Annotated in this window: 13 protein-coding genes; 3 read left to right on the forward strand and 10 right to left on the reverse strand. The window is 72.3% G+C overall.

The features are described 5' to 3' along the window. Nucleotides 1-19: 19 nt before the first annotated feature. On the reverse strand, nucleotides 20-475 hold the full coding sequence (locus tag A3CE_RS0145325; RefSeq protein ID WP_026469490.1) for a DUF4383 domain-containing protein: 456 nt from the start codon (nucleotides 473-475) through the stop codon (nucleotides 20-22). Between the two features lie 309 nt (nucleotides 476-784). On the opposite strand from A3CE_RS0145325, the gene A3CE_RS0145330 reads away from it, so the two are divergent. Further along, entirely contained in the window at nucleotides 785-1,534 is a 750-nt protein-coding gene (locus A3CE_RS0145330) for an ATP-binding protein (protein ID WP_020646757.1), read from the forward strand. 63 nt (nucleotides 1,535-1,597) lie between these two features. Here the strand turns inward: A3CE_RS0145330 and A3CE_RS0145335 are convergent, their stop codons facing one another. From A3CE_RS0145335 to A3CE_RS0145375, 9 genes are all read right to left on the reverse strand, one after another. Next, the gene (locus A3CE_RS0145335) at nucleotides 1,598-2,338 is read right to left on the reverse strand and encodes a hypothetical protein (protein WP_026469491.1); all 741 of its coding nucleotides are present in this window, start codon (nucleotides 2,336-2,338) and stop codon (nucleotides 1,598-1,600) included. Between the two features lie 111 nt (nucleotides 2,339-2,449). Beyond that, nucleotides 2,450-2,668, reverse strand: coding sequence for a DUF2188 domain-containing protein (locus A3CE_RS0145340; RefSeq protein ID WP_020646759.1), 219 nt, complete (start codon nucleotides 2,666-2,668; stop codon nucleotides 2,450-2,452). 62 nt (nucleotides 2,669-2,730) lie between these two features. After that, entirely contained in the window at nucleotides 2,731-3,597 is an 867-nt protein-coding gene (gene couO / locus A3CE_RS0145345) for a 4-hydroxyphenyl-beta-ketoacyl-CoA hydrolase (protein WP_020646760.1), read from the reverse strand. 13 nt (nucleotides 3,598-3,610) lie between these two features. Next, nucleotides 3,611-4,597 (reverse strand): 3-hydroxyacyl-CoA dehydrogenase NAD-binding domain-containing protein, encoded by a 987-nt coding sequence (locus A3CE_RS0145350; RefSeq protein ID WP_020646761.1) that lies wholly within the window; start codon nucleotides 4,595-4,597, stop codon nucleotides 3,611-3,613. Continuing rightward, a complete protein-coding gene (locus tag A3CE_RS0145355) occupies nucleotides 4,594-6,522 on the reverse strand; it encodes an acetoacetate--CoA ligase (RefSeq protein WP_020646762.1) in 1,929 nt (642 codons plus the stop codon). The genes A3CE_RS0145350 and A3CE_RS0145355 overlap by 4 nt, the downstream gene beginning before the upstream one ends. Next, nucleotides 6,519-7,295: a crotonase/enoyl-CoA hydratase family protein gene (locus tag A3CE_RS0145360; protein WP_020646763.1), complete on the reverse strand. Its 777-nt coding sequence runs from the start codon at nucleotides 7,293-7,295 to the stop codon at nucleotides 6,519-6,521. The genes A3CE_RS0145355 and A3CE_RS0145360 overlap by 4 nt, the downstream gene beginning before the upstream one ends. Then, nucleotides 7,292-8,833 (reverse strand): acyl-CoA synthetase, encoded by a 1,542-nt coding sequence (locus tag A3CE_RS0145365; protein WP_020646764.1) that lies wholly within the window; start codon nucleotides 8,831-8,833, stop codon nucleotides 7,292-7,294. Before A3CE_RS0145365 ends, A3CE_RS0145360 begins: the two co-directional genes overlap by 4 nt. Before the next feature lie 11 nt (nucleotides 8,834-8,844). Next, nucleotides 8,845-9,948 (reverse strand): NAD(P)-dependent alcohol dehydrogenase, encoded by a 1,104-nt coding sequence (locus A3CE_RS0145370; protein ID WP_020646765.1) that lies wholly within the window; start codon nucleotides 9,946-9,948, stop codon nucleotides 8,845-8,847. A 16-nt stretch (nucleotides 9,949-9,964) separates the two neighbouring features. Further along, a complete protein-coding gene (locus tag A3CE_RS0145375; protein WP_020646766.1) occupies nucleotides 9,965-11,437 on the reverse strand; it encodes an aldehyde dehydrogenase family protein in 1,473 nt (490 codons plus the stop codon). Nucleotides 11,438-11,718: 281 nt separating this feature from the next. Here A3CE_RS0145375 and A3CE_RS0145380 point away from each other — a divergent pair, with 281 nt between their 5' ends. Both A3CE_RS0145380 and A3CE_RS0145385 read left to right on the forward strand, forming a co-directional pair. Further along, entirely contained in the window at nucleotides 11,719-13,320 is a 1,602-nt protein-coding gene (locus A3CE_RS0145380) for a sialidase family protein (protein ID WP_020646767.1), read from the forward strand. 292 nt (nucleotides 13,321-13,612) lie between these two features. Beyond that, nucleotides 13,613-14,038, forward strand: a complete 426-nt coding sequence (locus tag A3CE_RS0145385; RefSeq protein ID WP_026469492.1) for an STAS domain-containing protein — start codon at nucleotides 13,613-13,615, stop codon at nucleotides 14,036-14,038.

Genomic DNA, 14,038 nt, shown 5'->3' on the forward strand with positions numbered 1-14,038 from the left:
CGTCCGGCCCGGCGTCCGGTCATCGCGAGTCGGCGACGGGGCCGCGCGTGGCGCCGAGCGGGATCAGGCCCAGCGCGATCATCCCGATGCCCAGGCCGAAGTGCAGCCAGTTGTCGGCGGTGTTCACCGGGACGAAGTTGGCGGCGCTGCCCTGGTCGATCACCAGGCCGTAGAGCCACAGGACCAGGTAGATCACGCCGCCGCCGACGAGGAAGGCCCGGGCGCCGCTCACGGTCCTCGCCAGGGCGACCCCGGCGACGCCGAACACGAGGTGGACGAGGTTGTGCAGGATCGAAACGCTGAAGATGCCCAGGAGCAGGGCGCCGGAGTGGTGCCCGGCCAGGGTGAGCATGTCGTAGTGCGTGGTCACGCCGGGAATGAACCCCAGCACGCCGACCAGCAGGAAAACCACTCCCACGATCGCGGCGAGAACCTGGCGCGGGGTTCGCCGGACCTCGGTCTCCATCGATGACATGGACGCTTCCTCCGATTCGGGTGGACGAGCCCCTCGGCCGGGGGACCCGCCGGGCGGCATGCCCGGCGGCGCGGCGCACAAACGCGGTTCGCCCGCCGGTGCGCCGGTGTGCGCCGGTTTCGCCCGAACGGCGGTATTGGCCATCGGATTCGAGTTTCTTCGACGGTGGCGAGCCATTGTTTTCGAGCCCGGTTTTTCCGGGCCCACGGATTCCCCCCAATCGGCCGCCTAAACGGGAAAACCGCCGTGTTTGACGGGTTCGGGACCGGATATCCGATCGGTGACCGAAGTTCGAGGAGGTGGTCTCCCATGCTCGCCCGGCACAATTCGGTGTGGCTCGTCCCCCGGCGCGGCGCGTTGGCGAGAGCGTCGGTGGTCGGGGTGCTCGACCGGACGACCTACCCGCGGCTGCGCGACCGGCTGCTGGAGTTCGCGGCGGATTCCGAGGACGGCGTGCTTGTCGACATCGAACGCCTCGAGCTGCGCGACCGGGCGCTGACCAGGGTGTTCGCCCTCGTCGCCCTGCGAATCGGGCAATGGCCGGCGATCCCCTTCGCGCTCGTGACGAGCCGGCCGGAACAGCGGGCGGCGCTGACCGCGGGAGCGGCCGGGCGGCACGTGCCCGTCTACCCCGACCACGACACGGCGGAAGCCGCGCTGACCCGCCCGGAGCGCCGGCGCGACGGGCGGCTGCTCGACCGGTCGGCACGCACCTCGGCACGCGCCCGCGGGTTCGTGCGCGGCACGTGCGCGGAGTGGATGGTGCCCGAGCTGGCCGAGGACGCCGAGCTCGTCGCCACCGAACTCGTCGAAAACGTGTTGCGCCACACGGATTCGGCGCCCCGGCTGCGGCTCGAGCTGCGCCGCGGGATGCTGACGGTCGAGGTCGCCGACGACAGCGCGTGCCCGGCGGTGCTGCGCGAGGGGCTCGACCTGGCCGAGACGGGGCTCGGCCTGCGGATGGTCACGAAGATCGCGAAGAACTGGGGCTGCAGCCGATCCGGTTCCGGCGGCAAGACCGTCTGGGCGGTCCTGACCCGCTCCCCGGCAAGTTCGTGAAGGCCACCTTGAGGAACTTCAAGTTCCTCAAGGTGGCCTTCACGGCTTTGGAGCTGGGGAGGGTCAGGCGCCGGGGCCGGTGTACAGCTCCGACGCCGCGGGCGCGTTGATCGTGGTCGGCTTGTTCCAGTCGCTGAACTCCATGGCGCCGTCCTTCGGGTCCGACATGCGCAGCAGGTAGTGCGGTTCGGCGGCAGCCACGGTGGCGGTGCCGTCGACGCTCTTGAAGCTCAGCGCCGGCGTGCCGGCGAGCGTGGTGGGTTCGCCGAGGGTGAAGGTCGACTTCCCCAGCTCGCCGATGGTGCCGTTGGTGAACGCCCCGTAGTCGAGGAAGGTCTTGAAGGCTTCGCCCAGCCCCGCGCCGATCTTCGCGGTGGACGAGACCCATTTGCCGGTGAGCTGCTTGGCGGCCGAGGCCGGGACGCCCGCCTGCTTCACCAGCGAGCTCGTGAAGCGGAAGTAGTACTTGTCCCCGACGCGCAGGACCGGGATCTCGAGGCCGTCCTTGACCACCGTGCCGTTCGCGCTGTCCGGGTTGAGCTGCAGGTCCACGTTGACGGTGCTGCCTTCCTGCACCATCGTGCCCTTGACGTGCACGGCCGACGCCTGCTTGGCGGCGTCGGCGACGGCGGTCCCGACCTTGGCGGCGTCGAGGGCCGGGGCGGCCGGAGGCGTGGACTCCGCGGCTGAGGAGGTGGTTCCGGCGGCGGCCGGCGCCGGCGTGCCCGGCGTGCCGGAGCACGCGGTGCAGGCGAGGACGAGGGTGCCGGCCGCGAGCAGCGCGGCCAGGTGCAGGCGAGGCATGGACAGTCCGTTCATGAAGGCCGGGGCATCCCCGGACACGAACGGGCTATCGCGGGTCAGTGCGGTCCGTTACATCCGCGGGCCCGCGGTGACCCACGTCATCCCGGCGGGTCAGCGCGCGGACCGGCCGGCCCGGTAGTCGCGCTCCGTCTCGACGCCGCCCTCCGGGGTGTGGACCACGTGCCCGACGCGCCGTTTCTTCGCGATCTGCCGTCCGGCGAGCACCGCGTCGACGCGCCGGGGGGAGGTGTTGGACGCCCGGCTGCCGCCTTCGACCCGGTTCTTCCACAACCCGTCTTCGTAGTAGGTGTGCACGTCACCCTCCGCCACGACACCGCCTCCGATCGTGAGACTTCGGAGGGGCGGATGCCCGGGGACGGACCGGACAAACGTCAGGCCAGCCCGAGTACCCGGGCTGCGTTGTCCTTGAGGATCAGCGGCCGCACCTCGTCCTTGATCTCCAGTTCGGCGAAGTCGGCGAGCCAGCGGTCCGGGGTGATCACGGGGAAGTCGGAGCCGAACAGGACCTTCCGCTTCAGCAGCGAGTTGGCCGCGCGGACCAGCTGCGGCGGGAAGTACTTCGGCGACCAGCCGGACAGGTCGATGTACACGTTCGCCTTGTGCGTCGCGACCGAGATCGCTTCGTCCTGCCACGGCACCGACGGGTGCGCCAGGATCACTGTGAGGGCGGGGAAATCCGCGGCGACGTCGTCGAGCAGCATCGGGTTCGAGTAGCGCAGCTTGATGCCGTGCCCGCCCGGCAGGCCGGCGCCGATGCCGGTCTGCCCGGTGTGGAACAGGGCCGGGACGCCCAGCTCGGCGATCGCTTCGTAGAGCGGGTAGTACCGGACGTCGTTGGGCTCGAACGCCTGCAGGCTCGGGTGGAACTTGAACCCGCGCACGCCGTGCTCGCCCACCAGCCGCCGCGCGCGCAGCACGGCGGCCTTGCCGGCGTGCGGGTCGACCGAACCGAACGGGATGAGCACGTCCGCGTGCTCGGCGGCCGCGTCGGCGATCTCCTCGCTCGACAGCGCCGGGTGCCCGGTCGCGGCCGGCGCGTCGACGGTGAAGACGACGGCGGCCATGTTCCGCGCCCGGTAGTGCTCGGCGATCGCGGTCACCGTCGGCGTGCGGTCCTGGCCGGCGCGGAAGTACTTCTCGGACGCGTCCAGCAGTTCCTGGTCGAGGGCGAAGCAGCCGTGGCCGTCTTGTTCGACGTGGGTGTGCACGTCGATGGCGGTCAGGGAGGAAAGGTCCACGAGGAGCTCCAGGTCAGGGCAGGTCGGGCTGGGCGGCCTTGGCGGCCAGCAGGCGGTCGAGGACGTCGTCGCGGGCGGCGACGAGCCGGTCGTGGTCGGTGCCGTCGAGCTCCGCGCCGATCCCGGCGACGAGCTTTTCGGCGAGCTCCGGCGTCAGGTGGACGCGGCCGAGGTCGCGCCACCACTCTTCGGTGGGCGGCCCGAGGTGGCGCAGGATGTGCGCGAGGCCGCCCGCGCCGCCGGAGAGGTGCTGGTTCGCGAACGGGCCGAGCACGGCCCAGCGCAGCCCGGGGCCGTGCGCGATGGCGGCGTCGATGTCGGCGACCGTGGCGATGCCGCGATCGACGAGGGAGTACGCCTCCTGCCACAGCGCCGCCTGCAGCCGGTTCGCGACGTGGCCGGGCACCTCCCGGCTCAGCCGGATCGGCCGCTTGCCGACGGCGGTGTAGAACGCGACCGCCCGGTCGACGACTCCGGGCGCCGTTTCCCGGCCGGGGACGACCTCGACGAGCGGGATCACGTGCGGCGGGTTGAACGGGTGCCCGATGACCACTCGCTCGGGGTGTTTCGGGCAGCCGCGTGCGATGACGCTCGGCAGCAGGCCGGACGAGCTGCTCGCCAGGATCACCTCCGGCCGTGCGGCCTCGTCGAGCAGGCCGAACAGGCGGTGCTTGACGTCTTCGCGCTCGGGACCGTTCTCCTGCACGAAATCCGCGTCCGCCACGGCCGAGCCGGCGTCGGTGGCGAAGCTCAGCCGATCCTGCGAAGCACCCTCGACGAGGCCGAGCCGGACGAGCGTGGGCCAGTGCGCCGCGACGTCGGCGCGGAGGCGGTCCTCGGCGCCCGGTGCCGGGTCGGTGGCGACGACGTCGAGGCCGCGGGCGAGGAAGTGCGCGGCCCAGCCGGCCCCGATCACGCCGGTCCCGACGACCGCGACGGTGGTGATCGGGCCGGGCTTCGCCGCGCGGCCGGCGGGGGACGTGGTGATCCGGACGGTCATGCCGGCCCGCCGGCGAGCGCGACGAACGGGTCCAGCGACGCGGAATCGGCCAGCACGTCCCGGCCGACGACCTCGTCGACCGGGGCGCCGCGCAGGAGTTTCTTCACCGGCAGCTCCAGTTTCTTCCCGGTGCGGTTGCGGGGGATCGCCGGGACGGCGGTGATCGCGTCCGGCACGTGCCGTGGCGAAAGCGCGCCGCGCAGGGCGGCCGCGATCCTGCCGCGCACGGCGTCGTCGAGTTCGGCGCCGTCGCGCAGCACCACGAAGAGCTGCAGGTCGCCGTTGCCGCCCGCGGGGTCTTCGAGGTGCACGACGAGGGAGTCCTCGATCTCCGGCAGCTCCTCGACGACGGCGTAGAACTCGGCCGTGCCCAGCCGGACGCCGCCGCGGTTGAGGGTGGCGTCCGAGCGGCCGGCGATGACGCAGCTTCCTTCGGCGGTGAACCGGATCCAGTCGCCGTGCCGCCAGACGCCGGGGTAGGTCGAGAAGTACGTCTCGCGGTAACGCTCACCGGAGTCGCCCCAGAACCCGACCGGCATCGACGGCATCGGGGCGGTGATCACCAGCTCGCCCAGTTCGCCGACGACCTCGGCGCCGTGCTCGTCGAACGCCTTCGCGTCGACGCCGAGGCAGGGCCCGGAGATCTCACCGGCGCGGACGGGCTGCAGCGGGCCGCCCTGGACGATCCCGCTGCAGACGTCGGTGCCGCCGCTACCGACGTTGAGCAGGACGCCCGGAAACCGCTCGTGCACCCAGTGGAACCCTTCGGCGGGCAGCGGGCTGCCCGCCGCGCCGAGCTGCCGCAGCGCGGACAGGTCGTACTCGGCGGCCGGGTCGAGCCCCGCTTTCCGGCACGCCATCAGGAAACCCGGGCTCGCGCCCATCAGCGTCGCCCGGGTTTCGCCGGCCAGCCGCCACTGCCAAGCCAGGTCCGGGTGCAGCGGATTGCCGTCGACCAGCACGATCGACGCGCCGGTGAGCAACCCCGACACGAGCGCGTTCCACATCATCCAGGCGGTGGTGGAAAACCACAGGATCCGGTCGCCCGGGCGCAGGTCCCAGCTGAGGCCGTGGTTCTTGAGGTGTTCGAGCAGGATTCCGCCGTGACCGTGCACGATCGCCTTCGGCTTTCCGGTGGTGCCGGAGGAGAACAGCACACACAGGGGATGCGCGAAGCCGACCGGCTCGAACCCGGGCGCGCTCTCGGTGAGCAGATCGGCCCAGGTGAGCGTGCCGGGCAGGTCGTGGCCGCCGTAGGGGACGTGGACGACGTGCTCCACGGTGGGCAGGCCCGCGCGGATCGCGCCGACCTCGGCGCGGCGGTCGACGTCCTTGGCGCCGTAGCGGTAGCCGGACACCGTCAGCAGCACCCGCGGCTCGATCTGGCCGAACCGGTCGACGACCGAGCGCGCGCCGAACTCGGGCGCGCAGGAGGCCCAGATCGCGCCCAGGCTCGCGACCGCGAGGTAAGCGACGACGGCTTCCGGGATGTTGGGCAGGTACGCCACGACGCGGTCGCCGCGCCCGACGCCGAGCCGGGCCAGGCCCGCCCGGGCGCGCGCGACCTGGTCGCGCAGCTGCCCCCAGGTCAGCTCACCGCGGTCCCGCGTCTGGGAGTACGCGATGATCGCGACCTCGTCGTCGGGCCCGTGGCCGAGGGCGTGCTCGGCGTAGTTGAGGGTCGCGCCGGGGAACCATTCGGTGCCCGGCATCCGCCGGTCGGGCACGACCGCCGTGGCCGGGGTGTGGAAGCGGACGCCGAAGAAGTCCTTGACCGACGACCAGAAGCCGTCGAGGTCGGTCACCGACCAGCGGTGCAGGGCCGGGTAGCCGTCGAACGCGTGGCCGCGGTCCGCCAGCCACCGCAGGTACCGGCCGATCTCGGTGGTTTCGCGGACGTCCGGCGCGACCGGGCGGAGGATCATCGGCCGACCTTCCCGGCCCGCTTCTCGAGGAACGCCTGCATCCGCTCCTTCGCCTCGGAGCTGCCGCCGGCGACCGCGGCCATCAGCGCCTCCATCAGGTAGCCCTCGGCCGGGTTGGCCTCGGCGATGCGGGGCAGGGCCTGCAGGACGGCGAAGTTCGTCATCGGGGAGTTCGCCGCGATCTTGCCGGCCAGTTCGAGCGCGTGCTCCAGGCCGTTCTCGACGCGGTAGTGCGACAGCCCGGCGGCGTGGCCCTCGTCGGCGTCGAGCACGCGGCCGGTGAGCATCATGTCGGCCATCCGGTGCACGCCGATCAGCCGCGGCACCCGCACCGACGCGCCGCCGCCGACGAACAGGCCGCGCTGGCCCTCCGGCAGCGCGTAGAACGCCGACGGCTCGGCGACGCGGATGTGCGCGGCGGACGCCAGTTCGAGGCCGCCGCCGACGACCGCGCCCTTGAGCACGGCGACCACCGGGACGCGGCCGCGTTCGAGCCGCTCGAAGGCGCGGTGCCACATCATCGAGTGCTCCAGGCCTTCGAACGCGTCGCGCTCGGTGAGCTCCGAAAGGTCGAGCCCGGCGGAGAAGTGGTCACCCACGGCGTCGAGCACGACCGCCTTGACTCCCTGCGGCGGAGCGCCGAAGAACGTTTCGATGCCGAGCACGGTCGCGTCGTCGAGGGCGTTGCGCTTCTCCGGGCGCGCCAGCCGCAGCACGGCGATGTCACCGAGCAGCTCCAGACGCAGCGACGGGGGCAGCAGAGGGGCGGTCATGCGGTTCCGTTCGTGAAGGTTTCGGCGGCGAGGGCGCGCAGTTCGACGCGGCGGATCTTGCCGGTGGCGTTGCGCGGCAAGGCGTCGGTGAACCACACGTGTTTCGGCACCTTGTAGCGTGCGAGGTGCTGTTCGAGGTGGGCGCGGAACGCCGTCTCGTCCAGTTCGGCACCGGGCCGGACGACGACGAAGGCAGCGCCGACCTCGCCCCAGCGGTCGTCGGGCACGCCGACCACGGCGCAGGCGTCGACCTCGTCGAGCCGCACGGCGACCGCTTCCACCTCGGCAGGATAGACGTTCTCGCCGCCGGAAATGATCATGTCCTTGACCCGGTCGACGACGTGGGCCCAGCCGTCGTCGTCGACCCGGACGACGTCGCCGGTGCGGAACCAGTCGCCGGAGACGAAGCTCGCCTTCGATTCGTCGGGCCGGTTCCAGTAGCCGCCGAAGACGTGCGGGCCACGCACGAGCAGCTCGGCGGGGGTGCCGCCGAGCGGTTCGGGGGTGAGGTCCGGGCCGACGGCCGCCACGTCGGTGAAGAAGTGCGGCACCCCGGCGGCGACCGGGTGGTCGAGCGTGCCTTCGTGGGTGGCCATCGAGACCCCCGGGGAGGCCTCGGTCATGCCGTAGCCCTGGAGAAGCTTCACGCCGCGGTCGAGCCACGCGCGCGCGACGCGCTCGGCCACCGGCGACCCGCCGTAGAGCACGCAGGTCAGCGAGCTCAGGTCGGTGCGGTCCCAGTCCTCGTGGCGGCACATCATCTCGAGCATGGTGGGGACCGCGGAGAAGCTCGTGATCCCGGCTTCGCCGATCCGGGCGAGGATGGTGCCCGGGTCGAACTTCGCCACCGGCTCGACGCTGCCGCCCTTGAACAGCGTCGGCAGCGTGATCTGGCCGAGCCCGACGCAGTGGAACAGCGGCGCGATGCACAGCGCCTTGTCGGTGCCCAGGACGTCCAGGTGCGCCAGCTGGTTGACGGTGTTCCAGGTGAGGTTGCCGTGGGTGAGGACCGCCGCCTTCGGCCGTCCGGTGGTGCCGGAGGTGTAGAGCAGCAGGCACGGGTCTTCCAGCTGGATCGCGACGTCCGGCGCCGGCCCGGCCTCGGCTGCCTCCGCCTCGAAGTCCAGTTCGCCCTCGGCCGGGTCCGTAGCGATGACGACGCCGTCCGGCAGCGACCCGGCCTCCGCCACCAGGTCACCGGTGTCCGCGCTGTGCACCAGGGCCGTGGCCCCGCTGTCGTCGAGCATGTACCGGATCTCGGTGGGCGAGAGCCGGTAGTTGAGCGGGACGAAGATCGCGCCGCAGCGCGCGGTGGCGAAGAGCGTCTCGAACACGGTGATGTCGTTGACGCCGAGATAGGCCACGCGGTCGCCCGGGCGCACGCCGAGCCGGGTCAGCGCGCCGGCGAGGCGGGCGACCCGGTCGGCGAGCCCGGCGTAGGTCAGCGTCCGGTCCGCCTGCACGAGCGCGGTGCGGGCCGGGTTGATCCGCGCCCGGCGGGCGGGCCAGCTGCCGAGGCCGAAATCGGGGAGGTTCACTGCTGCCTCTCTCACAAGCGAAGCACCGGTTTGATCGTCTTGCCGGAAAGCATGTCGTCGACTGCCTCTTGAATCTGCCCGAACTCGTAGTGGGTGACCAGCTTTTCGACCGGGAACCGCCCCGCGGCGACGAGTCCGGCCAGCGTCGGCACCAGGGCCTGCGTCTCGGCGTCGCCCATCGTGAGGCCGACGACGTGCCGGCCGGGCAGCAGGAAGTTGACGTCCACCGGCACCTCGGTGCCGAACGCGGGCGCGCCGACGACGACCGCGGTGCCGCGCGCGGCGAGCGTGCCGATCGCCGTCCGCAGGACATCGGCGTTGCCGGTGGTCTCCACGACGCCGTCGACGCCGCGGCCGCCGGTCAGCTTGCCGACGGTCTCGGCCAGGTCCTCGCCGGAAGTGTCGATCGTGTCGGTGGCGCCGAGCTCCCGGGCCAGTTCGAGCCGGTGGGGCACGCGGTCGACGGCGATGATCCGGGCCGACGGCGTCAGGCGGGCGGCCATGACCGCGGACAGGCCGACCGCGCCGGCGCCGGTGACCAGCAGCGTGGCGCCCGGCCGCGGGGCCAGGACGTTCCACACCGCGCCGGCGCCGGTCATGATGCCGCAGCCGAGCGGCGCCAGCAGGTCCAGCGGCGCGTCGGCGGGGAGCTTGACGACGCTGCGTTCGTCGGCGACGGCGTGCCCGGCGAAGCTGGACTGGCCGAAGAAGTGCCCGCCGAGCGGGGTGCCGTCGCGGGAGATCGGGGACGTGCCGTCCGGGCGCCGCCCGCCGAGCAGGTTGGCCGGCAGCCAGGTTTCGCAGTAGGCGGGGTGGCCGTCCAGGCAGTTCGCGCAGCCGCCGCAGGAGGTGTAGCTGAGCAGGACCCCGTCGCCGGGCGCGACGCGCGTGACCGCGGCGCCGGTCTCCTCGACGATCCCGGCGCCTTCGTGGCCGAGCACGCCGGGTAGCGGGAAGGGCAGGGCGCCGGCGGCGACGCCGAGGTCGGTGTGGCAGACGCCGGTGGCGACGATCCGGACGCGGACCTCGTTGTCACGCAGCTCGTCGAGCGCGACTTCGCCGAGGGTGAAGCCGGCGCCGGCGCACTCCACGACGGCCGCGGTGGTGGTGGTCATGGGGATGCTCCTGGGCTCAGGCGAGGGAGATGACGATGGACTTGGTCCTGGTGTAGGCGTCGAGGGATTCGGGGCCGTATTCGCGGCCGAAACCGGAGTCCTTCACGCCGCCGAAGGGGATCGCGGGGTCGAGCATCGCCCAGTCGTTGACCCAGACGATCCCGGCCTGCAGCCGCGCGGCGACGCGGTGGGCGCGGGCGAGGTTCGTGGTCTGCAGCCCGGCCGCGAGGCCGTAGGGCGTGCCGTTGGCCAGGGCGATCGCTTCGTCTTCGGTGGTGAAGCGCTGGACCGTCAGCACCGGACCGAAGATCTCCTCCTGGATCACGCGGGAGTCCTCCGGCAGGTCCGCGATCACCGTCGGCTGGAAGAAGAACCCGCCCTCGATGTCACCCCGGCCGCCGCCGGCGACGATCCGGCCGCCGTCGGCGAGCGCCTGTTCGACGTACTGCTCCACCTTCGCCCGGTGCCGCTCGCCCGCCATCGGCCCGACCACCGTCGCCGGGTCGAACGGGTCGCCGACCGGCACGTGCGGCACGGCTTCGGCGAGCGCGCCCAGGACCGTGTCGTACAGCGCGTCGGCGACCAGCAGCCGGGGCCCGCCCATGCAGAACTGGCCGGTGTTGAAGACGAACGCCTTGATCACCGCGGCGATCGCCTGCTCGACGTCGGCGTCCTCGAACACGATGTGCGCCGCGTTGCCGCCCAGTTCCAGGGTGACCGGCTTGAGGTGCTCCCCGGCCACGGTCGCCGCGTGCCGCCCCACCGCGGTCGAGCCGGTGAACGCGATCTTGTCGACCCCGGGGTGGCTCAGCAGGGTGTCGCCGATCTCCGAGCCGAACCCGGTGACCACGTTCAGCGCACCGTCGGGCACGCCGGCCTCGGCGAGGAGTCCGGCCATCAGCAGCGCGCTGAGGGAGGTGTCCTCGGCCGGTTTGTGCACCACGGTGTTCCCGGCCGCGAGCGCGGGCGCGATCTTCGAGGTGGACAGGATCAGCGGGAAGTTGAACGGCGTGATCGCGGCGACCACCCCGAGCGGTTCGCGGCGGGTGTAGGCGTGCGAGGGGATCGGGATCTGCCGCGTCGCGCCGTCCACGCCCTGCGCCAGGGCCGAGTAGTACTCGTACTGTTCGGCGACGGTCTCGACGTCGACCGCCCGGCACAGCGAGATCGGCTTGCCGACGTCGGCGCTCTCGACCGCGGCGATCTCGTCCGCGCGCTCGCGCACGAGGTCCGCGACCCGGTGCAGCACCCGCGCCCGCTCCCGGCCCGGCGTCGCGGCCCAGCCGTCGAACGCCTGCCGGGCCGCCGCCACCGCGGCGTCCACGTCGGCGGCCGACGCGCGGGCGAGCGAGGTGAGGGTCTTCCCGGTGGCCGGGTCCACGGCGTCGAAGCGGTCCGCGGCCTCCGTCCAGCGGCCGCCGATGAACAGCCGGCCCGGTTCGACGTCCGGGCGTGGCCGGGTGCCCGGCCGCTCCTCTACTGCGGTCATTCGTCCGACTCCTCACTGAGCTGGTCGAGAGTGTATATCAGGAACCCTGAGATAAGCCAGGATGCTTGGGGGACCCGGACCTGTCAAGGGGACGCCGGTTTGGCCGAGTGTTAACCAACTCCACTGTGGACAGACGAGTTTTTCACCGGGAGAACGGATTCCTCACCCTCGGCGCCGGACACGCGTAACGGTCTCGAGCGGAAGGCCGACTCCGGCGTGCCCTGGAAAAGGCCACGTCCTTTCCTCGCGGCCTGCCGGGCGTGTCGGAAAAGAGGTCGCCCGTGAACGCGAAGATCTTCCCGCGGTTCGCCCGCCGCTCGCTGCCGCCCGGCGCCGCGGTGTTCGCCCTGCTGGCCGGCGCCGGGGTCGCCGTCGCCACCACCTTCTCCGCCGGGGTTCCGGTCCGGGTGCCCGACCACCCGCTGGGCGGCGGGGCGGTGTGTGCCGCGCTCGTCGCCCGGCAGCAGGCGCTGGGCAGCGTCAACTACCCCGCCTCGGAGGTCGAGCCGTACGTCGCCGCCGACCCGGCGGACCCGAACCACCTCGTCGGCTCGGCGCAGCAGGACCGCTGGAACGACGGCGGGTCCAACGGCCTGACCAACGTCGTCTCCCGTGACGGCGGGGCGACCTGGGCCCCGGCCGCCGCGCAGCCGGCGTTCAGCATCTGCGCGGGCGCGACGCCCGGCTCGCCCGGCTACTTCCAGCGCAGCACCGACCCGTGGGTCAGCTTCTCCGCCGACGGCCGGGTCGTCTACTCGATCGCGGACTCGTTCAACGCCGACGGCCCGGCGTTCGGCGGGGCCAGCGCGATCCTGATCAGCCGCTCGCTCGACGGCGGCGACCACTGGGAAACCCCCGTCACCGCGCGGCTGGACACCTCGACGCAGGTGCTCAACGACAAGGAGTCGGTGACCGCCGACCCGCTGCTCGCCGACCGGGCCTACGCGGTGTGGGACCAGCTGGTCTCGCCGCAGAGCCACGCCAACCCCAGCGCGTACAACCACGCGTTCACCTACCGCGGCCCGAGCTACTTCTCCCGCACCACCGACCGGGGGCTGACCTGGAGCACCGGCCGGATCGTCTTCGATCCCGGGCAGAACGACCAGACGATCGGCAACCAGATCGTCGTGCCTGCGACGGGTCCGGGGCGCGGGGTGCTGATCGACGGCTTCGACCTGATCACCAACAAGGGCGGGGCGTGCCTGTACACCCACGGCGGGCAGCACTGCCGCGGCTCGTCGACGTCGACCGCGGCGGTGATCCGGTCCACCGACGGCGGGACCACGTGGTCCGGCGCCATCGGCATCGACACCCAGCAGGTGGCGTCGGTGACGATCGCCGGGCACCCGGTCCGCTCCAGCGACGAACTGCCCGAGTTCGCCGTCAACCCGGTCAACGGCTTCGTGTACGCGGTCTGGCAGGACAGCCGGTTCAGCTCCGCCGGCACGTCCAAGATCGCCTTCGCCCAGTCCGCCGACGGCGGGCTGACGTGGGGTCCGACCATCCGCGTCGACCAGTCGCCGGGCGACGCGCCCGCGTTCGTGCCGCAGATCCACGCCGCCTCCGACGGCACGATCGGCCTGACGTACTACGACCTGCAGAACGCGACCCCGGCGCAGCCCGGGCTCACCGACGCGTTCATCGCCCACTGTCACGCCGCCACGAGCGACTGCGGCAACCCGGCGAACTGGGCCGTCAACGGGCAGGCCCGGCTCACCACCACGTCGTTCGACTACACCACCGCGCCGGACGCCGGCGGCTACTTCCTCGGCGACTACAGCGGTCTCGCCGGAACGGGACCGACGCTGAACGCCTGCTTCGGCATGGCACTGCCGGTGGCCACCAGTGGCGTGTCGGACATCTTCGCCAACCACGCCGGTTGACGCGGGAACCGGGGAACGGTGGCCGGGCGCGGGGCCCGGTCACCGTTCCCGGCCGCGGAAAGCGGAGATCACTCACCCGGAGGGGTGGTTCGGGATCGCCGTGTGCGCGTCGCGTGCGGGTGTGCCGGGTTCGGCCGTTGGCGGGGTTGCGCCGTTCGGATCAAGGGCTACGCTGCGAAGTGCGGTTGTGCAGCGACAGCCGCCTCCTCCGACTTTGACTTTGCCAGCGCTCGGGCGGGCCGGTAGAGCGAGGCCCGTTCGGCACGTCATCTGCGAATGAAGGCGTGTGAAGATGTTAGTCGTCCAGCCCCCAGCGACGGCGATCCCGGTGGTGCCGTCGGCGCGCGAACAGCGCCGTGTCTTCGACATCCAGGTGATCCGCCCGTACTTCGGCGCGGTCATGGTCCGGATCCACGGCGCCCTCGACGCGGACAGCGCTCCCCAGCTCCGCTCGGCGGTGAGCACGTGGGCGCACCGCCGGTTCCCGGTCCTGGTGCTCGACCTGTCCGAGGTCGACTTCCTCGACACCGCCGGGCTCGCCGCCCTCGGCGGCATCCAGGCCCGGACGCTCAAGGAGCACACCACCCTCCGGATCATCACCGGTGACAACCGCGTGGTGCGCCGGGCTTTGGCGGACAGCGGGCTCGACCACGCGCTCAACGTCAGCCGCCTGCCGTCGGGCTGGGAGCGCGCGACGGAGTTCTCCGGCCAGAGCTGA

The sequence above is a fragment of the Amycolatopsis balhimycina FH 1894 genome (assembly GCF_000384295.1).
Taxonomy (GTDB): Bacteria; Actinomycetota; Actinomycetes; order Mycobacteriales; family Pseudonocardiaceae; genus Amycolatopsis; species Amycolatopsis balhimycina.